Source organism: Kitasatospora sp. NPDC002227 (assembly GCF_040296285.1).
In the GTDB taxonomy this organism is placed as follows: domain Bacteria; phylum Actinomycetota; class Actinomycetes; order Streptomycetales; family Streptomycetaceae; genus Kitasatospora.
This window is the reverse complement of sequence record NZ_JBEOWY010000011.1, coordinates 158,734-179,163: the sequence shown is the minus strand read 5'-3', so window position 1 is coordinate 179,163 and position 20,430 is coordinate 158,734. Positions and strand designations below refer to the sequence as shown.

Annotated in this window: 19 protein-coding genes; 13 read left to right on the top strand and 6 right to left on the bottom strand. The window is 73.6% G+C overall.

Features of this window, described 5'->3' with window-relative positions; all coding sequences use genetic code 11:
* Positions 1 to 2 precede the first annotated feature (2 nt).
* Together ABT095_RS13160 and ABT095_RS13155 are read right to left on the bottom strand one after the other, a co-directional pair.
* Positions 3 to 407 carry a hypothetical protein gene (locus ABT095_RS13160; protein ID WP_350529446.1) on the bottom strand — a complete coding sequence of 135 codons (405 nt, stop codon included), beginning with the start codon at positions 405 to 407 and terminating at the stop codon, positions 3 to 5.
* A 158-nt stretch (positions 408 to 565) separates the two neighbouring features.
* Positions 566 to 1,549, bottom strand: a complete 984-nt coding sequence (locus ABT095_RS13155) for a helix-turn-helix transcriptional regulator (RefSeq protein WP_350529445.1) — start codon at positions 1,547 to 1,549, stop codon at positions 566 to 568.
* Positions 1,550 to 1,890: 341 nt separating this feature from the next.
* On the opposite strand from ABT095_RS13155, the gene ABT095_RS13150 reads away from it, so the two are divergent.
* The 5 genes from ABT095_RS13150 to ABT095_RS13130 all read left to right on the top strand — a co-directional run bounded on the left by ABT095_RS13150 (position 1,891) and on the right by ABT095_RS13130 (position 5,061).
* Positions 1,891 to 2,034, top strand: a complete 144-nt coding sequence (locus tag ABT095_RS13150) for a hypothetical protein (protein ID WP_350529444.1) — start codon at positions 1,891 to 1,893, stop codon at positions 2,032 to 2,034.
* 59 nt (positions 2,035 to 2,093) lie between these two features.
* Entirely contained in the window at positions 2,094 to 2,357 is a 264-nt protein-coding gene (locus ABT095_RS13145; RefSeq protein WP_350529443.1) for a hypothetical protein, read from the top strand.
* A 69-nt stretch (positions 2,358 to 2,426) separates the two neighbouring features.
* Positions 2,427 to 3,455: a transposase domain-containing protein gene (locus ABT095_RS13140; RefSeq protein ID WP_350529442.1), complete on the top strand. Its 1,029-nt coding sequence runs from the start codon at positions 2,427 to 2,429 to the stop codon at positions 3,453 to 3,455.
* A 91-nt stretch (positions 3,456 to 3,546) separates the two neighbouring features.
* Positions 3,547 to 3,951, top strand: a complete 405-nt coding sequence (locus tag ABT095_RS13135; RefSeq protein ID WP_350529441.1) for a hypothetical protein — start codon at positions 3,547 to 3,549, stop codon at positions 3,949 to 3,951.
* A gap of 162 nt (positions 3,952 to 4,113) precedes the next feature.
* Positions 4,114 to 5,061: a hypothetical protein gene (locus ABT095_RS13130; RefSeq protein WP_350529440.1), complete on the top strand. Its 948-nt coding sequence runs from the start codon at positions 4,114 to 4,116 to the stop codon at positions 5,059 to 5,061.
* Positions 5,062 to 5,064: 3 nt separating this feature from the next.
* On the opposite strand, the gene ABT095_RS13125 is transcribed toward ABT095_RS13130, so the two are convergent.
* Entirely contained in the window at positions 5,065 to 6,570 is a 1,506-nt protein-coding gene (locus tag ABT095_RS13125; protein WP_350529439.1) for an APC family permease, read from the bottom strand.
* A 142-nt stretch (positions 6,571 to 6,712) separates the two neighbouring features.
* On the opposite strand from ABT095_RS13125, the gene ABT095_RS13120 reads away from it, so the two are divergent.
* Positions 6,713 to 7,384, top strand: coding sequence for a TetR/AcrR family transcriptional regulator (locus ABT095_RS13120; protein ID WP_350529438.1), 672 nt, complete (start codon positions 6,713 to 6,715; stop codon positions 7,382 to 7,384).
* 10 nt (positions 7,385 to 7,394) lie between these two features.
* Here ABT095_RS13120 and ABT095_RS13115 read toward each other — a convergent pair whose 3' ends face one another.
* Both ABT095_RS13115 and ABT095_RS13110 read right to left on the bottom strand, forming a co-directional pair.
* A complete protein-coding gene (locus tag ABT095_RS13115; RefSeq protein WP_502884862.1) occupies positions 7,395 to 8,045 on the bottom strand; it encodes a response regulator in 651 nt (216 codons plus the stop codon).
* Between the two features lie 2 nt (positions 8,046 to 8,047).
* Entirely contained in the window at positions 8,048 to 9,244 is a 1,197-nt protein-coding gene (locus ABT095_RS13110; protein ID WP_350529437.1) for a sensor histidine kinase, read from the bottom strand.
* 124 nt (positions 9,245 to 9,368) lie between these two features.
* Here ABT095_RS13110 and ABT095_RS13105 point away from each other — a divergent pair, with 124 nt between their 5' ends.
* The 7 genes from ABT095_RS13105 to ABT095_RS13075 all read left to right on the top strand — a co-directional run bounded on the left by ABT095_RS13105 (position 9,369) and on the right by ABT095_RS13075 (position 17,280).
* Positions 9,369 to 10,082 carry an ABC transporter ATP-binding protein gene (locus ABT095_RS13105; RefSeq protein WP_350529436.1) on the top strand — a complete coding sequence of 238 codons (714 nt, stop codon included), beginning with the start codon at positions 9,369 to 9,371 and terminating at the stop codon, positions 10,080 to 10,082.
* Positions 10,079 to 12,412, top strand: coding sequence for an ABC transporter permease (locus ABT095_RS13100; protein ID WP_350529435.1), 2,334 nt, complete (start codon positions 10,079 to 10,081; stop codon positions 12,410 to 12,412). Before ABT095_RS13105 ends, ABT095_RS13100 begins: the two co-directional genes overlap by 4 nt.
* A 139-nt stretch (positions 12,413 to 12,551) precedes the next feature.
* Entirely contained in the window at positions 12,552 to 13,679 is a 1,128-nt protein-coding gene (locus ABT095_RS13095; protein WP_350529434.1) for an NADH:flavin oxidoreductase, read from the top strand.
* 94 nt (positions 13,680 to 13,773) lie between these two features.
* Entirely contained in the window at positions 13,774 to 14,127 is a 354-nt protein-coding gene (locus ABT095_RS13090; protein WP_350529433.1) for an ArsR/SmtB family transcription factor, read from the top strand.
* 114 nt (positions 14,128 to 14,241) lie between these two features.
* Entirely contained in the window at positions 14,242 to 15,591 is a 1,350-nt protein-coding gene (locus ABT095_RS13085) for an MFS transporter (RefSeq protein WP_350529432.1), read from the top strand.
* A gap of 38 nt (positions 15,592 to 15,629) precedes the next feature.
* The gene (locus ABT095_RS13080) at positions 15,630 to 16,418 is read left to right on the top strand and encodes an aldolase (protein ID WP_350529431.1); all 789 of its coding nucleotides are present in this window, start codon (positions 15,630 to 15,632) and stop codon (positions 16,416 to 16,418) included.
* A gap of 88 nt (positions 16,419 to 16,506) precedes the next feature.
* Entirely contained in the window at positions 16,507 to 17,280 is a 774-nt protein-coding gene (locus ABT095_RS13075; RefSeq protein WP_350529430.1) for a MerR family transcriptional regulator, read from the top strand.
* Here ABT095_RS13075 and ABT095_RS13070 read toward each other — a convergent pair.
* Positions 17,273 to 20,299, bottom strand: coding sequence for an AfsR/SARP family transcriptional regulator (locus ABT095_RS13070; protein ID WP_350529429.1), 3,027 nt, complete (start codon positions 20,297 to 20,299; stop codon positions 17,273 to 17,275). The genes ABT095_RS13075 and ABT095_RS13070 overlap by 8 nt on opposite strands.
* Positions 20,300 to 20,430 lie beyond the last annotated feature (131 nt).

Below are 20,430 nucleotides of genomic sequence, written 5' to 3'. Positions count from 1 at the left end.
GCTCAGGCCCGGCTCGGCTGGACCCAGCCCTGCGGGGCGACCGGCGGCCGCTGCTGCTTGTCCAGCGCACCGCGCCGCCGCAGCCGGTTGAGCACGTACACATTGCCCAGGTGCATCACGCCGAGCAGCAGCAGGACGGTGCCCAGCTTGTAGGAGAGCGCGTTGAAGACGCCCTGGACGCTGACCACCTGCTCGTCGTTGCGCATCCACAGTGCGACGAAGCCCAGGTTGATCAGGTAGAAGCCGACCACCAGGAGGTGGTTGACCGCGTCCGCGAGCTTCTCGTCCCCGGAGAAGACGTCGGACAGGAAGATCCGCCCGTTGCGGCTCAGGGTTCGGGCGACCCAGACCGTCACACCGGTGGCGACGGGCAGGTAGGCGGCATAGCTGACAACTGTGTAGTCCACGGGACCACTCCGTTTCGAACGTGTTCAAAACCCTGTGGGCATGACTGTAGAGAAGTTTTTGAACACGTTCAAGCCGCAGGTGCGATCACGCACCTGCGGCTCGGGAAAACGTCGGGAGAGAGTCGGCAGGGGGCCGGGAGGGAGTCGGGTCCGGCGGGTCAGATCCAGCCGAGGCGGGCGGCGTTCAGGCCGGCTTGGAAGCGGCTGGAGGCGTTGAGCCGGAGCATCAGGCTGGCCATCATCCGGCGCACGGTGCGCAGCGAGAGGCCGAGCTTGCGGGCGGCGACGTCGTCGGTGTGGCCCGCGGCGATGATCTCGAGCAGGGCCTGCTCCTGGGGCGTGCAGCCGTACCGGTCGGTGGGGGCGGCCTCGCCGAACGGCGAGCCGACGGACCAGAGCTGGTCGAAGAGCGCGCAGACCGCGGCGATCATGCCGGGGCTGTCCACCTCGAGCGCGCCGTCGCCCGGCGCGGACGGGTCGATCGGCAGGATGGCGAGTCGGCGGTCGATGATGACCAGCGGCATCGGCACGGTGGGCACGGTCCGCATCTGGCCGCCGAGCCCGGTCAGCCAGCGCGCGTAGGCGAAGGCGTCGGGATCGTTGCGGACGCTCTCCCGGCAGATCGCACGGATCGCCACCCCGCGCTCCAGCGCCTGCTGGTTGACCGGCTTGGCGGCGTCACGGGCGTCGGGCGTGTGGGCCGTGCCGGGGTTGAGCGAGAGGCACTCGGACTCGGTACGGAGCTGGAGCTGGGCCAGCCGGTCGCGGACCGCGTCGAGGCCGACCAGCCTGCGGGTGGCGGAGGTGTCCCCGTCGTCCCGGCGGCGGTCGTGCTCGGCCGCGATCGCGGCGATGGCCGCCCGGGTGGCCTCCAACTGGGCCTGCTTGGCGGCTGCTTCCGCCTCGGCGGCGGCGAGCAGGGTGGCCAGGCCGACGTCGGGGCTGACCGGCCGCAGCCGGCCGTCGGAGCCGGTCGACGGCCGCAGCAGCGCCAGATCGGCCAGGTCGTTCAGCGCGGCCCGGACGGCGGCCGGGGGCAGGCCCGTGCTCTCCGCCAGATCGGCGACGCCCAGCTCGGGATGCGCCAGCATGGCGCGGTAAACCGCCTCTGCCTGGCTGTCCAGGCCCAGTGTTTCCAGCACCACGTCTCCCCCGGGATCGTCGGCTCACAATCAGTGTCAGGGTTATCACCGGATCGATCAATACCCGGACGCCGCAGGGCCGTCCGGCCGCGCGGGGAATCGCCCGGACCGAGTCCGGATTCGCCCCCGCTCGACCCGAAACGCCCCTTCCCGTACCCCGCTCCGGCCGGGCGCGGACGGCGCGCTGACCCGATGGTGCCAGGCACGTTCGTGCCGCAGCGCTGCCGGTGACACCTCCTGCCCGGTCGGCCAGGCTGGACCCAGCGACGGAGCACCGGGGCGAACGGCCCGGGGAGCACTCGCTGTCACTCTTCACCCGACCGACGCCGATGGAGCCTGCCATGACCAAGATCGCCGCCCTCGCCCTGGCCGCCCTGTTCTCGCTCGGCCTGGGCGCCGCCCACGCCGCCCTGCACCAGCCCGCGGCCGTCACCACGGTGGCGGACGGTTACGGCTGGGGTGGCGTCGTGACCCCGGGCAACTGACCCGGTAGCGACACCCAGCCCCTGCCCCTGGCATCCGAGCCCGCCGACCGGAGTGCCCCATGCATCTGATCACTCTTCAACTGTCCGGCCCTGCCGGGGTGTTACTGGATCCAGAGCTGCTCGCCGAGCTGATCGACTCGCACAGTGAGGCGAGCGACCGCCTCGAGCACCTCCGAGCCCGTAGCGCTCCCGGCCGGGTCGACCTCGCCCTGTTCCTCCTGGCCGACGACGAGCTCGCCGCTGACCGAGCAGCTCGCGCCGTGTGCCGCCGGGCCATCGAGCGCACACACTGGCTCACCGCCTGGCAGTTGCACCGCCGCTGACCGTCAGCCCGCGACTCCCGCCCCACGCGGCCCGCGCCCCCGCGCGCACCTTCGCCCTCTGGAGTCGTTTTGTCAGAGTCTGTTGCCAATGACGGCGTTCCGCTGCTGCTGCACGCCTACCCACCCAGCCTGGTCGACAGTGCCGTCGCCGCCTGCGGCCGCACCGAGAAGCGCCGCCGGCTCCTGTCCGCCCGGACCATGGTCTACTTCGTGCTCGCGATGGACCTCTTCGCCCCCGCGCCGTACCAGGAGGTCATGGACCGCCTGACCGTCGGACTGCGCGAGGCCGGCCTGTGGGGCGAGGGGCCCCTGCCGAGCCGGGCGAGCATCTTCCAGGCCCGCGAACGCCTGGGCCCGGAGCCGCTGTTCGAGCTCCAGCGCTCGGTGGCCCGGCCGATCGCCCACCCCGGCACTCCTGGCACCCACTGGGGCGGCCTGCGTCTGCTGCACCTGGAGCAGCAGTTCGTCGACCTGCCCGACCGGGCCTGTCCGGCCTCCCGGCTGCGCACCGTCGCGGTGGTCGAGACCGGCACCCGGACGGTCCTGGACGCCGCCGTGGGCGAGCAGGACCCGGACGCCGGGCTGCTCCGCTCGCACAGCCCCGGCACCCTGCTGACCGTCTGCGGGCAGCCGCTGCGGCTCGACCACTGGGATGCGGCCGCCGAGGCGCGAACGGCGCTGCTCTGGCAGCTGCCGCTGGGGCAGCGGCCACGCCCCACGCCCGAACGGCTGCTGCCCGACGGCTCGTTCCTCACCCGGTTGGCCGGACGACCGGTGCGCGTCCTCGCGCCCGGCGTGTTCACCAACCTGCTGGACGCCGGGCGGGCGCCGGGCGCCGACCTGCTCGGCATCCTCGCCCGCACCGACGCCGGCCGCGGCGCCCTGCGGGAGGCCCTGCTCGGCCCCGGCCGGGAGAAGGGACCGCTCACCAGCCGCACCTCCGACGGGGCACGGCAGGAGGTCTGCGGACGGCTGCTCGTGCACTACGCGCTGCGCCGCTCCGGCCGCACCTGGGCGGCCCACCGCCCGAGAGTGGTTCGGGAGCACCACGGCCAATCGCGGCTTAACCAAACAGCGTTGTCGCTCGTGGGGCGGTGAAACAGAATTCTTTCTGTGACCGGCGGACGGCGCGGACGGGAAAAGCCCGGACCGCAGAGCACCGAACCGCCGACCCGGAAAGGGAATTACCATGAGCCTTCGCATGAAGATCGCTGCTGCCGCAGTGTCCGCGCTCGCCCTCGGCACCGTCGCCGTCGGCGCCTCCCCGGCCTCGGCCAGCCCCGGCGGCTGCGTCTACAACGTGGACGCCTGCCTCTTCTACCACTCCAACTACGCCGGTGCGTTCAACGGTGACGGCGGCAACGACACCTACGGCGCCGCCTGGTACTTCGAGGGCTGCTCCAACGGCAACTGCGACGGCCAGGGCCAGGGCGTGAAGAACAACACCGCCAGCGTCGAGAACCTGAACTCGCGCACCCTCCGCATCTTCGTGAACTCCTACCAGCAGGGCCCCTACCAGGACATCCCGGGCCACACCTGGACCAACCTGAACTCGACCCTCTACAACAACAACGCTTCGCAGATGTTCCTCTAAAGAGAACCGACCGGGAATTCCCTTCCCGACGCGCTGAATTCGGTGGCCGGGCACGTGCACCGCACGTGGCCGGCCCCGCGCAGCCCGATTCCGCACACTGCTGAATTCCGTATGCCGCCCGATTCCGCTTGCCGCCCGCTCACCCCGAAGGATGGCCCTGGCATGGCTCCCGCCCGACTCACCGCCCCGCTGCTGGCCGCTACCCTGCTCGCCGTGGGCGTGCTCAGCACCGGATGCGCGGCGCACGCCCCCGCAACTGCTCCCGAGGCCGCTCCGGCCACCTCCTTGGCGCCGCTGCCGCGCCCCGCGATCCACGAGATCCCGGTGGCGGACAGCACCGCCAGCAAGTCCATGCCCGTCGAGGCGTACCTGTTCAGCTCCGCGCAGCGGCAGCAGGTGGAGAACGCCCGCGACACGCTCACCGTCCGGTGCATGCAGCGGTTCGGACTGAGCTACACCCCGCCGCCGCCACCGCCGGCGACCGACCGCGGCCAGGCCACCCACCGCTACGACGTGTCAGACCCCGCAAACGGCTACCGCCCGCCCGGCCCGGCGCCGACGCCGCGCCCCGCCCCTCCTCAGCTCTCCTCCGACGCGGTCAACGTGATGTCCGGTGGCGAGGTGCCGGGGAGTTCGAAGACGGTCACGAGCTACCACGGACTGCCGATCCCCAAGGGCGGCTGCGCGGGCGAGGCCGATGCCCGGCTAACCGCGCAGGGCGGCAGCATCCTCGACTCCCAGCTCGCCGTCGGCATCAACTTCGACAACTACCAGCGCTCCATGACGGACGACCGGCTCACCGCCGTCTTCCGGCAGTGGTCGGACTGCATGAAGGCCAAGGGCTACCAGTACCCGACCCCGAACGACGCGATGAAGGACTCCCGGTGGAAGCCCACCGCCCCGGCGCCCTCCGCCGATGAGATCGCCGTCGCCACCGCCGACTCGGCCTGCCGGCAGCAGACCAACGTCATCGGCACCTGGTACACCGTCGAGTCGGCGTACGAGACCGAGGCGATCCAGGCCGCCCAGCCGGAGCTGACCAAGGTCAAGGCGGGCATCGCCGCGGTGGTCCACAACGCCGAGACGGTCAACTCCGGTGGCAGCCTCTGAGTCTCAGAGCACCGCGGGAGCCGGCTCGTCGGTGCCGGGCCGCTCGGGTGCGTCGCCCCGCATCAGCCGCTGCGGGCGCCGCACCAGCAGGTAGCCGACCCCGAGCAGGGTGACCACGCCGACGCCGAGCAGGGCCGCCCACACCTGGTACCAGGGCGCACCGGGCGGGGCCAGCACGGCGCGCGGCCAGCACAGGTTGACCACCTCCAGGCCGGTCCAGACCACCGCGAGCGCGTTGACCAGGGTGCCCGTCCGGCCGTACGAGACCGGCCCGGTGGGCCGCCAGCGGCCGCGCAGCCGGGCGTTCAGCGAGACCACGGTGAGCAGCAGGAACGGCAGGAAGGTGGCCGCCGTACCGAAGGTGATCAGGCTGCCCATCGCGGCCGACTTCAGGCCCAGGGGCAGCGCGGCGGAGCTGATCACGGTGGCGGCGACCAGGCCGCCGATCGGCGCCTGGTGCCGGTTGACCTTGCGGACCTGGGCGGAGAGCGGGAAGACGCCGTCGCGCGCGAGCGAGTAGAGGCCGCGCGCGGCGCCGCCCTGCGAGGCCATCAGGCAGGCGGTGAAGGAGACCAGCACCACCACGACGAAGGGCTTGGCGGACCAGCCGCCGAACGCGGCGGTCACCGCCGTAGTGACCGGGTCGAGGTCCTCCCCGCGCACCACCGCCGCCGGGTCCGGGTGGGCGAGTTCGACGGCCACGGCGTTGAGGATCACCACCACGCCGACGCTCAGCAGCGCCCACCACATCGCCCGGGGCACCTGGCGGCCGGCGTCCTTGGTCTCCTCGGCGGTGGAGACGCAGGCGTCGAAGCCGATGAACGCCCAGCCGCCGACGGCGACCACGGCCAGGAAGGCCGACCAGGTGGAGACCCCGGCGTGGGCCGGGGCGTCCAGCAGGTCGGTCAGCAGGCCGAAGCCGTGGTCGCGGCAGAACAGCAGCAGGGCGAGGCCGACCAGCACCGAGGCGACCGCCTCGGCGGCGATGCCCAGCGAGACGAACCAGCGCAGGATGTTGATCCCGTACGCGTTGACCAGCGCGCAGGCGAGCATGAACGCCGCCGACACCAGCACCAGCCCCGCCGGGGTCGGGGTCAGCCCGAACAGCGCGAAGAACCACGGCGAGGCCAGGTAGGCCACGGTGGTGTTGGCGAACATCACCGCGAACTGCCACATCCAGCCGGTCAGCCAGGCGAAGGTGGGCCCGGCGAGGCGGCGGCTCCACTGGTACGCGCCGCCGGCCAGCGGCCACTGCGAGGCGAGCTCGGAGTAGACCGCGACCACCAGGAGCTGCCCGAGCAGGCAGACCGGCAGCGCCCACACCCAGGCCCCGCCGGCCACGCTCAGCCCGACCTGGCTGACGGCGTAGAGCCCGACCACGGGCGAGACCACCGCGAAGCCCATCGAGATGTTGCCCAGGACACCCAGGCTGCGGCGCAGCTCCTGGCGGTAGCCGAGCGCGGCCAGTCTGGCGGCATCCGTACCGGGACTGCCGGAATTGTCAGTCATCGTCCACCTCGCCGTCGAAAACTAACTTAGTTAGTCAGGGACGGTAGACCCTCGACCCGCCCGGACGGAAGAGTCGAGACCGGGCTGTGACCAGGGCTGTACTACGGTGAGCGAGGAATACCGGAGAGGGAGGGCCGCGGACGTGGGGCGACCGAGCAGGCCGTTGCTGAGCCGCGAGGGCATCGCCAGGGCCGCCCTGGAGCTGGTCGACGAGCAGGGCGCGGACGGGCTCACCATGCGGGCCATAGCGGAGCGCCTCGGCGTCAAGGCCGCCTCGCTCTACAACCACACCAGCGGCAAGGACGAGCTGATCGACGCGCTCGCCGAGCTGGTCAACGCCGAGATCGACCTCACCCACCTGGCCGCCGCGCAGCCCGGCGCCGAGTGGCGGGGCGCCGTCGCCGACTACGCCCGCAGCTACCGCGCGGCCTTCCTGCGCCACCCCAACACCATCGCCCTGCTGGCCCGCCGCCAGGTCGGCGCCGAACGCCAACTCCTCGGCTACGAAGCCCTGCTGTCCGCGCTCGACCGGGCCGGCCTGGCCCCCGCCGACGCCGCCGAGGCCGCCGCCGCCCTCGACTACCTCGTCCTCGGCTCGGCCCTGGAGACCTTCACCGCCGGCTTCACCTGCCCCGCCGACGACTACCGCCCGGCGTACCCCGCCCTCGCCACCGCCCTGGCCGCCTCCACCGAACGCGACACCGGTGCCGGTACCGGCACCGGCAGCAACCCGTCCGGCCTCGACGACCGCGGCTTCGAACTGGCCCTGCGCCTCCTCCTCGACGGCCTCGCCGCCCGCCTCACCACCGCCTGAGCTGCGGCCTTCAGCCGGCCGGGGTCACCAGACCGTGGTCGTAGGCGAGGATGACGAGGTGGACGCGGTCGCGGGCGTCGAGCTTGGCGAGCAGGCGGGTGACGTACGCCTTGACGGTGGCCGGGGTGATGAAGAGGGTGTCGGCGATCTCGGGGTTGGCGAGACCGCGGGCGATCAGGGTGAGGACTTCGCGTTCGCGGTCGGTGATGCCGGTGAGCGGCTTGGGGGCCGCGGCCCGAGGGCGGGCGGCGAAGGCCTCGATCAGGCGGCGGGTGACCTTGGGAGCGATCAGGGCGTCACCCTCGGCCACGACCCGGACGGCGGTGATGATGTCGTCCAGGCCCATGTCCTTGACCAGGAAGCCGGCGGCTCCGGCCCGCAGGGCGTTGTGGACGTTCTCGTCGTCGTCGAAGGTGGTCAGCACGATGACGTGCGGGGCCTCGGGGGCGGCGGCGATCAACTGGGTGGCCTCGATGCCGTCCATGCCGGGCATCCGGATGTCCATCACGACCACGTCCGGGGCGAGTTCGCGGACCAGCCGGACGGCCTCGGCGCCGTTGCCGGCCTCGCCGACCACCTCGATGTCCGGCAGATCGGCGACCACCATGGCCAAGCCGGCCCGGATCAGCGGCTGGTCGTCGACCAGGACGAGACGGATCACCTTCAGGCCTCCAGCGGCAACGGCAGCCGGGCGGCCACGCGGTACCCGCCCTCGGGGCGCGGCCCGGCCGTGAACTCGCCGTCGAGCAGCTGCACCCTGTCCCGCATCCCGGCCACACCGTAACCGGTGCCCCCGCCCGGACCGCCGCCGGGCCCGCTGTCGACGATCACCAGTGACAGCTCGTCAGCGGCGAAGCCCACCTTGACCAGGCACTGCTGCGTACCGGAGTGCTTGACCACGTTGGTGACGGACTCCTGGACGATCCGGAAGGCGGCGAGGTCCACCTCCGGCGGCAGCGGGCGCCGCTCGCCGCGCCACTCCACGTCCACCCGGACCCCGGCGCCGCGCACGTTCGCGACCAGCTGGTCGACGTCCGCCAGGGAGGCGAGCGGCGCGGCCGACTCGGCGTCATGGAGCGCACCCAGCATCCGCCGCAGCCCGGCGAGCGTCTCCCGACTGGTGGACTCGATGACACCCAGGGCCTGCCGGGCGCCCTCCGGCTGGGACTCGATGACGCGCCTGGCCGCACCGGCCTGGATCGCCACCACGCCGATGCTGTGGGCGACCATGTCGTGCAGCTCCCGGGCGATCCGCAACCGCTCGGCCGTCACCGCCTGTTCGGCCGCGCGCTCGCTCAACTCCTGGGCGTGCAGGCGCTCCTGGCGTCGCGAGTTGCCGATCACCCAGGCCACCGCGACCATCATCAGCACCACGGCCTCGACCGAAGTGCCCACCCGCAGCCCCAGTGCGATCCGCACCCCGAGGTAGCCGAGCAGCCCGGCCAGCGCGATGGCGGCCGCCAGGAGCGAAGTCCGCCTGGGGGCAGGGGAGGTGGCGGCGCACAGAGCAACGCAGACCGGCAGATACTGCTCCGGCGCGATGCTGGTGGTGTGGAAGGGCCCGTTGGTGAGGGCCAGCGCGCTCAGGACCAGCGCGAGCACCGCCGCCGCCGGCCACTTGGCCAGCCACCGGCAGGCCAGGCCGAGCAGCACCGCCGCGAGCAGCAGCATCACCAGCTCGTGGGACTGCATGGCGAACGGCGCGACCTGGTCGCTCTTCTCGCCCCACGGCGCCAACGACTCGCCCGGCCAACGGATCTGGACCACGAAGGAGTACAGCGTGGACACGCACCAGGCGAGCGCCGTCCACCCGCCGGGGGTGACGCGCCGGAGCAGGGTGGCGGGCGGGGTCACTGACATGGGCCGATCGTAGCCAGGACCGCCCGGCGGGCGAATCGGAGCACGGGTGTACACCCCTGGTCGGCACCCCACCCCGACCACGCTCCGATGACGCCGCACCGGCCCGGTAGGCACCGTTGTCCCCATGACGAAAACCGACCGCCACACGGGGACGACCGACGTCGTCCGACTCACGGATGTACGCAAGGACTTCGGCGACTACGCGGCGCTGGACGGCGTCTCGCTGACGATCGGCGCGGGCGAGGCCGTCGCCGTGATGGGCCCGTCCGGCTCGGGCAAGTCGACACTGCTCAACCTGGTGTCCGGCCTCGACCGGCCGAGCTCCGGATCGGTGGTGGTCGGCGGGCAGGACTTGGGCGGGCTGGACGAGAAGGGGCTGGCGCTGTTCCGGCGGCGGACGATCGGGGTGGTGTTCCAGTTCTTCAACCTGCTGGACGACCTGCCGGCGCTGGACAACATCGCGCTGGCCGGGCAGTTGAGCGGCCTGAAGGCCTCGGCAGCCCGCGAGCGCGGCCTGGAGCTGATGGGCGAGCTCGGCATCGCCGACCGCCGGGACGTCTACCCGGCCGCGCTCTCCGGCGGCGAGCGCCAACGCGTCGCCACAGCAAGGGCGTTGATGAACCGGCCGGCCCTGCTGCTGGCCGACGAGCCGACCGGCGCGCTGGACAGCCGCTCCGGCGAGCAGGTGATGCAGCTGCTCGCCGATCTGAACGAGCTGGGCCAGACCCTGCTGATCGTCACCCACGACCCGCGGCTCGCGGCGCAGTGCGCCCGCCGGGTGGTCGAGGTGGCGGACGGCCGCATCGCCCGCGACCGCAGCACGGCGGTGGCCCGGTGAGCGCCGTGCTGCGGGCCGCCCGCGCGGCGGTCGCGCGCCGCAGGCTGCAGACCTTCGTCCTCGGTGTGGTGGTGCTGGTCTCCAGCGCGATGGTGGTCGCCACCCTCGGCCTGCTGGCAGCCGTGTCCGGCCCCTTCGACCAGGTGTACGCCGCCGCCAAGGGCGCCCACGTGGTCGCGGAGTTCGACGCCGCCCGGGTCACCCCCGAGCAGCTCACGCGGGCCGCGCACACCCCCGGCGTGAGCGCCGTCGCGGGCCCGTACCCGGAGGCGGTACTGCACCAGGCCGCCATGACCGGCGAGCGGCCGATCGGCCTCGCCGGTGCGCTGACCGTGGTCGGCCGTGACCGGACGGACACCCCGGTCGACGTCCTGAAGCTGTCCGCCGGGCGCTGGGCGACCGCCGTCGGCGAGATCGTGCTCGACCTGCCCCCGGGGCTCGGCCCCCTGCTGATCACCACCGACCGGCACCTCACCACGCCGGACGGCACCGACCTCAAGGTGGTCGGCTACACCGACTCGGCCAGCCGGTCGGCGGGCGGCTGGGTCACCCCCGAGCAGGCGCGGGCGCTGCACGCGGGATCGTGGCAGATGATGTACCGGTTCCACCGGGCAGGCTCCGAAGCCGAGTTGCGCGAGAGCACGGCTGCCGCGACCACCGGCCTGCCCGAGCACGCCATGACCGGGGTGAGTTCGTACCTGGCGATCAAGGCCGCCCTCGCCAAGGGGCCGGGCACGTACGTCCCGTTCCTGACCGTGTTCGGTGTCCTGGGCCTGCTGGTCTCCGTCCTGATCGTCGGCAACGTGGTGAGCGGCGCGGTGGTCTCGGGGTTCCGGCACATCGGCATCCTCAAGGCCCTCGGGTTCACCCCGAACCAGGTGACGGCGGTCTACCTGCTGATGGTCACCGCCCCGGCCGCGGCCGGCTGCGCGCTCGGCGCAGTGGTCGGCGGCGTGGTCGGCAAGAGACTGGTGCGCCAGGCGTTCTGGGGCATCTCCGGCGGCCAGCTGGTGCGCGACGGGGCCGGCATCCCGGGCTGGGCCTACCCGGTGGTGCTGCTCGGGATGCCCGCGCTGGCCGTGCTCTCGGCGCTGCTCCCCGCGCTGCGGGCCCGTCGGCTGCCCGCCGCGGTGGCCGTCAGCGCGGGCGGCGCACCGCGGACCGGCCGGGGCCTGGCCGTCCAGCGGTGGCTGAGCGGCTCGCGGCTGCCGCGCGCGGTGAGCCTGGGCCTGGGCTGGCCGTTCGCCCGGCCGGGCCGCACCGCGCTGACCCTGTCGACGGTGGTGCTGGGGGTCACCACGGTGACGCTGGCGCTCGGCCTCTCGGCCTCGGTGGTCGGGTACGGGCGCAGCCAGCAGCAGACGGACGTGATCCAGGTGCAGGCGCAGGTCGGCAACGCGCAGTGGGACCCGACCCCGGCCACCCACACCGACGAGCAGCTCATGGCACTGCTCAGGGCGATGCCCGGCACGGCGCACGTCCGTGCCGACGCGCCGCTGGAGACCAGGTCGCCCGGCTCCTCGGAGGTGGTCCAGGTCGGCGTCCAGCTGGGCGACAGCGAGGCGCTCCACCCCGATCTGGTGCGGGGGCGGTGGACGGCCGGGCCGGGTGAGGCGGTGGTCTCCGGTGAGTACTGGCGGCAGCACCGCGTCTCGCTCGGGCAGACGATCGTGCTGACCGACGCCGACGGGCGGGCCGTGCCGGAGAAGGTGGTCGGCGAGACCTCGGGCGGCTGGGACGTGACGAGCGTCGAGTGGGACAGGTTCGTGAAGCTCAGCGCCGGCCGGCGGGCCATGACCTTCTCCGTCCAGCTCACCCCCGGCACCGACCCGGCGGCCTACGCGGCGGCGGCCGGCCGGCTCGACCCGGGCCTGCGGGCCTCGGTCAACGGCGGGGCCGACACCATGGAGAAAGTGATCATCAGCGTGGTGTCCACGCTGACCCTGTTGCTGATCATCGTCTCGGCGCTGGGCGTGTTCAACACCGTGGTGCTGGGCACCCGCGAGCGGCGCAAGGACTTGGGGATGCTCAAGTCGATCGGCATGACCCCGCGCCAGGTGGTCGCCATGGTGGTGACCGCGATGACGGCGCTCGGCGCCCTCGGCGGCCTGGCCGGCGTCCCGCTCGGGATGCTGGCCCACCGGATCGTCATCCCGGCCACCGGGCGCAGCACCGGCATCGACCTGCCGGCCTCCCTGCTGCACGTCTGGCGCTGGCAGGTGGTGCTGCCGACCCTCCTGGCCGGTGCGGTGATCGCCGCCCTGGGGGCGTACCTGCCGGCCCGCGGCGCGGCGAAGACGCCGGTGGCCGAGGTGCTGCGGACCGAATAGCCGCCCGCGGCTGTGGTGCGGGTCACAGCGACATGCTGCCGTCACACTGAAATGCGGTGGCGCCCGGCGTGGTTGTGGGGCCTGTGGCGCATCCTCTCCGCGGGTGCGCGAAATGCCTGGGTACCTGTGAGGAACGCCGATGACTGTCGCTGAATCCGCCGCCTCGCGCGCGGCCGAGCTCCTCTCCCGGCCGGTCGAGCTGAACGGCCTGACCGTCCCGAACCGCATCGCGATGGCCCCGATGACCCGCGCGTTCTCCCCGGGCGGCGTGCCCGGGGAGGACGTGCGCTCCTACTACGCCCGCCGCGCCGCCGCCGGGGTGGGGCTGATCGTCACCGAGGGGACGTACGTCGGCCACGAGTCGGCCGGGCAGAGCGACCGGATCCCGCGCTTCCACGGCGAGGAGCAGCTGGCCGGCTGGGCGAAGGTGGCCGAGGACGTGCACGCGGCGGGCGGCACGATCGTGCCGCAGCTGTGGCACATCGGCATGGTCCGCAAGCAGGGCCAGCCGCCGTACGCCGAGGCCCCCGCCGTCGGCCCCTCGGGGCTGCGGCTGGACGGCACCGAGGGCACCGGCCGGGCGATGACCCGCACCGACCTGGACGAGGTGATCGGCGCCTTCGCCGAGGCGGCCGCGGCCGCCGAGCGGATCGGCTTCGACGGCGTGGAGCTGCACGGCGCGCACGGCTACCTGATCGACCAGTTCCTCTGGGCCGGCACCAACCGCCGCACCGACGCCTACGGCGGCGACCCGGTGGCCCGCGCCACCTTCGCGGCCGAGATCGTGGCCGCCGTGCGGGAGGCCGTCTCGCCCGAGTTCCCGGTGATCTTCCGCTACTCGCAGTGGAAGCAGGAGGCGTACGACGCCCGCCTGGCCGAGAGCCCGGAGGAGCTGGAGGCGATCCTGGCGCCGCTGGCCGCCGCCGGGGTCGACGTCTTCCACGCCTCCACCCGGCGGTACTGGCTGCCGGAGTTCGAGGGTTCGGACCTCAACCTGGCGGGCTGGACCAAGAAGCTGACCGGCAAGCCGACCATCACCGTCGGCTCGGTCGGCCTGGACGGCGACTTCATCCGCGCCTTCGTCGGCGAGGGCGCGCCCGTGCGCAATCTCGACAACCTGCTCGACCGCCTGGAGCGCGAGGAGTTCGACCTGGTCGCCGTCGGCCGCGCCCTGCTGCAGGACCCGCAGTGGGCCGAGAAGATCCTGGCCGGCCGCCACGACGAGCTGCAGCCCTACAACGCCGAGGCGACCAAGACGCTTAGCTAGCGGCCACGGTCCTGATCCGTGCGTGATCGCGCACGGATCAGGGCCAGGGCCTGCCGTTCGGGTCACGCCGGGCGGCAGGCCCTAACATGGCGGGATGGGCAGCGGCACAGAACTGGCAGATGCGCACCCCTCGCAGCAGTGGACGGGCGAGCGGTTGGACGCGGCCGCCGCCGTGCTGGCGCTGCTGGCCGACCGGACCAGGCTGGCGCTGATGGAGCGGCTGGGGCGGGGCGAGGCCGACGTCACCACGCTGACCGAGGCCACCGGGGCCCCGCGGCCGTCGGTCTCCCAGCACCTGGCCAAGCTGCGGCTGGCCGGGCTGGTGACCACCCGCAAGGAGGGGCGCCGGGTGGTGTACGCCCTGCGGCACGGGCATCTGCGGCGGCTCGTGGACGAGGCGCTGAACGTGGCGGACCACCAGCTCGGGGCGCTGCCGCCGCACGACTGAGCCCCGGGGAGCCGGCCGCGAGGCGCCTGACCGCCCCGAACAGGTGCGTGAGTGCGCACATGTTCGTACAATGGGACGGTCGCCCCTGCCATCCGCACCCCCGGGACGGGCCCGATGCTGTCCGTACTGCGCAACCGCACCTACCGCCGCCTGTTCACCGCCCAGGTCGTCGCCCTGGTCGGCACCGGCCTGGCCACCGTGGCGCTCGCCCTGCTCGCGTACGACCTGGCCGGGGCCGACGCCTCGGCGGTGCTCGGCACGGCGCTGGCGATCAAGATGGTCGCCTACGTGGCCGTCGCGCCGCTGGCCGGCGCGCTCGCCGGGCGGGTGCCACGGCGGGCGCTGCTCGTGAGCACGGACCTCACCCGGGCCGCCGTCGCGCTCGCGCTGCCGTTCGTGAGCCAGGTCTGGCAGGTCTACCTGCTGGTCTTCCTGCTGCAGGCCGCCTCGGCCGCGTTCACCCCGACCTTCCAGGCCACCATCCCGGAGGTGCTGCCCGCCGAGCGGGACTACACCGCCGCGCTGTCGATGGCCCGGCTCGCGTACGACCTGGAGTCGCTGTTCAGCCCGGCGCTGGCCGCGCTGGTGCTCTCCGCCGTGTCGTACGGCTGGCTGTTCGGCGGCACGGTGGTCGGTTTCCTGGCCTCGGCGGCGCTGGTGGTCTCCGTCGTCCTCCCGAAGGCAGCGGCCCAGCCCGGCGGCGGCTACCGCAGGGCGGGCTCCGGCATCCGGCTGTTCCGGGCCACCCCCCGGCTGCGGGCCCTGCTCGCGCTCGACCTCGCCGTCGCGGCGGCCGGCGCGATCGTCTTCGTGGACACCGTGGTGGTGGTCCGCGAGCACTTCCACCGCCCGGCCGGGGCCGTCTCGCTGGCGCTCGGCTCGTACGGGGCGGGCTCGATGCTCACTGCGCTGCTGCTGCCCCGGCTGCTGGCCCGGGCCGGTGACCGGCAGGTGATGCTGCCCGCCGCGCTCGCGCTGCCGCTCGCCCTCGCGGCGGCCGCCGCCGTCACCGCCGCCCCCGGCACCGGTGCGAGCTGGGCCGCGCTGCTCGGGGCCTGGGCGCTGATCGGCGCCGCGAGCTCCGCCGTGCTCACCCCCGGCGGCCGGGTGGTCCGCCGCTCGGCCGCCGACGCCGACCTGCCCGCCGCCTTCGCCGCGCAGTTCTCGCTCTCGCACGCCTGCTGGCTGCTCACCTACCCGCTGGCCGGCTGGCTCGCCGCCGGGGCCGGCCTGCCCGTCACCGCCCTCACCCTCGGCGCCCTCTCGCTGGCCGGGGTGCTCGCGGCGGCCGCGCTCTGGCCCGGTCACGACCCCGAGACCCTCGACCACGTGCACGCCGAACTCCCGGCCGGCCACCCCCACCTGGCCGACGCCCACCCCGCCACCGCCGGCGGCTGGCGCCACGGCCACCACTACGTGATCGACCAGCACCACCACAGCTGGCCCTCGGCCGCCGCCCACTGACGGGCCGTCGTATCGTGACCACCGGCGGAAGGAGCACCGTGGCCGAGACCCTGGGCACGAGCAAGGCGGAACTGGTCGAGCAGGCGCAGCGGCGGATGCGGGAGGTGATCCCGGACAACACCTGGACCACCCGGCAGAAGCTGGCGCTCACCTGCCGGATCCTCTTCGACGCGGGGCACGACTCCGGCCTGGCCGGGCAGATCACCGCCCGCGCCGAGCAGCCGGGCACGTACTGGACGCAGCGACTGGGCCTCGGCTTCGACGAGATCACCGAGGAGAACCTGCTCCTGGTGGACGAGGACCTGCGCGTGCTGGCAGGCGAGGGCATGGCCAACCCGGCCAACCGGTTCCACAGCCACGTCTACCGGGCCCGGCCGGACGTCAACTGCATCATCCACACCCACCCGCTGCACGCCTCCGCGCTGTCGATGCTGGAGACCCCGCTGGTCGTCTCGCACATGGACTTCACCCCGCTGTACGAGGACTGCGGCTTCCTCCCCGACTGGCCCGGCATCCCGGTCGGCAACGAGGAGGGCGAGATCATCTCCGCCGCGCTCGGCGACAAGCGGGCCCTGCTGCTGGCCCACCACGGGCAGTTGGTGGCCACCGGCTCGGTCGAGGACTCCTGCGTGCTCGCCGTGCTGATCGAGCGGGCCGCCCGGCTGCAACTGCTGGCCTCGGCGGCCGGGCAGATCCGCCCGCTGCCGCCGGAGCTGGCCCGCGAGGCCCACGACTGGACCTCCACCCCCAAGCGCGGCCAGGCCGCCTTCGCCTACTACGCCCGCCGCGCCCTGCGTGCCGGGCACGGCGACGCCCTCAGCGGCTGAACAAGCGGCTTGCGGTTGCCGCAACGTCAACTTCTACCGTCGTGGTCAGGGCCGGAGACACCGGCCCGGTGATGGGAGGCCCACCGCCGTGCGCTGGTCGATCGCGGAAGTGTCCCGGATGTCGGGCGTGACGTCCCGGACCCTCCGGCACTACGACGAGATCGGGCTGCTGCCGCCCGCGGGGATCGCGGGCAACGGGCACCGGTACTACGCCGAGGCCGAGCTGCTGCGCCTGCAACAGATCCTGCTGATGCGGGAGCTGGGCGTGGGGCTGCGGGAGATCCGGGCCGTGCTCGACAGCGGGGTCGACCAGGTCGCCGCCCTCCGCGAGCACCACCGGCAGCTCCTTGCCGAGCGGAGCAGGCTGACGACGCTGGCCCGGACGGTCGAGCGGACCATCGCCGAGTTGGAGGCACACGAGGAGCGGGACGAGATGACGACGATCAACCGGCCGGAGAACCTGTTCGAGGGCTTCGAGCTCTCCGAGGGCGGGACGGCCGCCGAGGCCGAGATCCGGGAGAAGTACCCGCAGGCCTGGGAGCAGTCCCGGCAGGCGGTCGCGGCGATGACCGCCGAGGACACCGAGCACTGGCAGCGCGAGGTGACGGCCCAGCTGATCCGCTTCGCCGAGTTCATGGTCGCGGGCACCCCGGTGACCGACCCGGCGGTGCAGGCCGAGGTCGACCGGCACCACCAGGGCGTCAGCCGGTTCTGGACCCCGAACGCCGCCGGCTACCGGGGCCTGGCCCGGACCTACGCCGAGGACCCGGCGTACCGGGCCAACTTCGACAAGATCGCCGAGGGCCTCGCCGAGTACCTGCGCGAGGCCGTGAACCACTACGCGGACACCCGGCTCAGCTGAGCCGCTCCCGGCCCGGCGCCGCCGCGAGCAGCCCCGCCACGGTCGCCGCCTCGGGGGCGCCGAGCCGGGTGAAGATCCGCAGGGCCGCGTCGAGATGGCCGGCCGCCTCCTCGGGGGCGGCCGGCTCGGGCAGCTTCGGCAGCGCCACTCCCAGGACGGTGTGGGCCAGGCCCTGGCAGTAGGCCTTGCCGAGCTCCTCGGCCATCCGCAGGGCCGCCGCGGCGTCCTGGGCGGCCTCGCCGTACCGCCCCTGGTCGACCCGGCACTCCGCCAGTCGCGCCAGGCACAGGCTCTCCCAGTCCCGCTTCCCGAGCTGCCTGAACTCGGCCAGCGCCTGCGTCAACTGCTCGGCGGACTCGTCCGGCCGACCGGCACTGCGCAGCACGCACCCGTAGCTGTAGAGCACCGTCCCCACCCCGTCCCCCTGGGCCCGGGCCAGCCGGACGGCCTCGGCGGAGGAGGCCACGGCCGCCTCCGCCTCGCCGAGCGCCAGCAGGACCCGGGCCGTGGTGGCAAGGACCCGGGAGGCCGAGGCCTGGTCGCCGAAGCCCTCCGCCAGCTCCTTGGCCAGACGCAGCAACGGAAGTGCCTCGACCGAGCGCCCGCTGGAGAAGTACAGCGCCCCCAGCGTGTTGGCGGCCAGGAAGCGGCAGCAGTCGTCACCCGCCCGCTCGGCGAGCGCCACGGCCAGGGCCAACTGCTCGGCGGCGGGCTCGTAGGCGTCCGTACCGTAGTCCAGCCTGCCCGCGAGGTAGTGCGCCCGCGCCTGCGCACCCAGCGCCCCGACGCTCTCGGCGGCCTCGACCGCGCACTCGATCAGCCGCCGGAACTCCGCCCGGTGCGCCGGCCCGGCCACCTGGGTGAACCAGAGCAGCAGCAGGTCCACCGCCTGCCGGACACCGTGCTCGCCCTCCCCGGGTTCGGCCGGGACCTCGCGCAGCGCGGCAGCCACCACGGTCGACAGCAGCTCGTGCTCCACCCGCAGCCACTGGCTGGCCCCGGCCGGGCCCGTCGGCACCAAGCCGGGGGCGGCCGTGGGCTGCAGGTGGCGCAGCAGGGCATGGGTCGGCTCGAGCAGCCGGGAGACACCGACGGCCGTGGCCAGCAGGTGGTCGAGCAGCCGGTCGAGCGCCGCCTGCCGCCCTTGCCGCGGGTCGGTCCGCAGGCAGAGCCGGCGGGCGTACAGCCGGATCAGGTCGTGGTAGCGGTAGCGCCCGAATCCGTACAGCTCCAGCAGGCCCGCGTCGACCAGGTCCTCGGCGTACTGCTCGGCCTGCCACTCCTCCGTGCCGAGCAGCGCGGCCACCGCGTCCAACGGCAGCTCGGCACTGTCAGCCAGCGCCAACAACCGGAAGGAGCGCGCCAGTTCGGGCGACAGTACCTCGTACCCGAGCTGGAAGCAGGCCTCCACGGCCAGATCGTCGGCCTTCAACTCGTCCAACCGGCTCTGCTCGTCGCGGAGTCGGGCGAGCAGAGCCGCGAGCGGGCGGCCAGGACGAGCCGCCGCCCGGGCCGCCGCGATCCGGATCGCCAGTGGCAGCTGCCCGCAGGCGGCCGTCAACTCCGCTGCAGCTTCGGGCTCTTCGGCCACCCGGTCGGGGCCGACCACGGCGGCGAGCAGCCGCAGGGCCTCCGACTCGTCGAGAACGGTCAGATCGACCTGCCGGGCGCCGGAGAGCAGCAGCGCCCGGCTGCGGGTGGTCACCAGGACCGCGCAGCCGGCTCCGCCGGGGAGCAGCGGCCTCAGCTGGGCGGCGTCCCGGGCGTTGTCCAGCAGCACCAGCACCCGGCGCTCGGCCAGCAGTGAGCGGTACTGCGCGGCGCGCTGCTCCACGTCCTCCGGAATCGCCGCCTCGGCGACCCCGAGGCTCTGCAGGAAGTGCGCCAGTACGGTGCCGGCGGCGGCCGGAGCGGGGGAGGCACCACGCAGGTCGACGTACAGCTGCCCGTCGGGGTACTCCGCCCGGAGGCGGTGGGCCAGACGGACGGCGAGGGAGGTCTTGCCGACGCCGCCGATCCCGGAGAAGACGGCGATCGGCAGGCTCCGCTCGGCGCGGGAGCCGGGCTCGTCGGCAGCCGCACCCCGCCCGGCCAGCCAGTCCAGGCTGGACTCGACCAGGGCGCTGCGGCCGGTGAAGTCCGCCAGATCGGCCGGAAGTTGGCGCGGCACGGGAGCGTCGGCCCGGGCCGGGCGGGCGGGGGCGCTACGCGGCTCGGGGACGTCCAGGGTCAGGGCCGGGTCGGCCCGCAGGATGCGGGTGTGCAGGGCGGCAAGATCGGTGCCCGGATCGACGCCGAGCTCCTCGGCGAGCAACCGGCGGGTCTCGGCGTAGACCGCCAGGGCCTCCGCCTGCCGCCCGCTCCGGTAGAGCGCCAGCATCAGCAGACCGCGCGGCCGCTCCCGCAGCGGGTGCTCGGCGGTCAGCACCCGCAGCTCCGCCGCGCTCTGCTGGTGCAGCCCCAGCTGCAGCGCGCAGTCGTACAGGTCCTCCTGGGCGCGCAGCCGCAGCTCGGTGAGCCTGTCCCGCTGGCGCTCGGCGTACGGGCCGGGGACGCCCGCGAGGGCCGTGCCGTCCCAGCGGTCCAGCGCGCCGGCGAACCGCGCGTGCGCCTCGGCCGCGCCCCCGGCGGACCAGGACCGGTGGGCGGCCGCCACGTCCTGCTCGAACAGCTCGCTGTCCAGCGCCTCCGGCGTGGTGCGCAGCAGGTACCCGTCGGCGGCCGAGACCAGGACGGCACCGGTGCGCCTGGCCTGCCGCTCCGGCTCGAGCACCGTCCGCAGCCGCCAGGCATAGCTGCGCAGGACGCCGGCCGACCTGGCAGGCGGCTCCTCACCCCAGATCGCGTCGGTCAGCTCGGCCATGCCCACGGCCCGTCCGGCCTGCAGTGCCAGCACGACCAGCATGGCCCGCTGCTGCGGAGGCCCGAGGTCCAACTCCTGACCGGCCCGCCACCCCCTGACCGGCCCGAGCACACCGAACCGGACGTCAGCCGAAGACTGCGCGGCGTCGTGCGTCATCTCCCACCCCCGATTTCGACCACATTTTGTCCGGTTCTGGCCAGTCGATTGCTCGCCGTTGATCGAATATTGATTGATGCTACGCACACTTGCGGAGCCCGCCCACCGAGGCACCACCAGCGCAACGAAGC

Bases quoted from the DNA above. Each gene is read 5' to 3' on its own strand.
- ABT095_RS13150 (WP_350529444.1), top strand. From the start codon at position 1,891: ATGACCAAGATCGCCGCCCTCGCCCTGGCCGCCCTGTTCTCGCTCGGC.
- ABT095_RS13145 (WP_350529443.1), top strand. From the start codon at position 2,094: ATGCATCTGATCACTCTTCAACTGTCCGGCCCTGCCGGGGTGTTACTG.
- ABT095_RS13135 (WP_350529441.1), top strand. From the start codon at position 3,547: ATGAGCCTTCGCATGAAGATCGCTGCTGCCGCAGTGTCCGCGCTCGCC.
- ABT095_RS13130 (WP_350529440.1), top strand. From the start codon at position 4,114: ATGGCTCCCGCCCGACTCACCGCCCCGCTGCTGGCCGCTACCCTGCTC.
- ABT095_RS13125 (WP_350529439.1), bottom strand. From the start codon at position 6,570: ATGACTGACAATTCCGGCAGTCCCGGTACGGATGCCGCCAGACTGGCC.
- ABT095_RS13110 (WP_350529437.1), bottom strand. From the start codon at position 9,244: ATGTCAGTGACCCCGCCCGCCACCCTGCTCCGGCGCGTCACCCCCGGC.
- ABT095_RS13105 (WP_350529436.1), top strand. From the start codon at position 9,369: ATGACGAAAACCGACCGCCACACGGGGACGACCGACGTCGTCCGACTC.
- ABT095_RS13095 (WP_350529434.1), top strand. From the start codon at position 12,552: ATGACTGTCGCTGAATCCGCCGCCTCGCGCGCGGCCGAGCTCCTCTCC.
- ABT095_RS13090 (WP_350529433.1), top strand. From the start codon at position 13,774: ATGGGCAGCGGCACAGAACTGGCAGATGCGCACCCCTCGCAGCAGTGG.
- ABT095_RS13085 (WP_350529432.1), top strand. From the start codon at position 14,242: ATGCTGTCCGTACTGCGCAACCGCACCTACCGCCGCCTGTTCACCGCC.
- ABT095_RS13070 (WP_350529429.1), bottom strand. From the start codon at position 20,299: ATGACGCACGACGCCGCGCAGTCTTCGGCTGACGTCCGGTTCGGTGTG.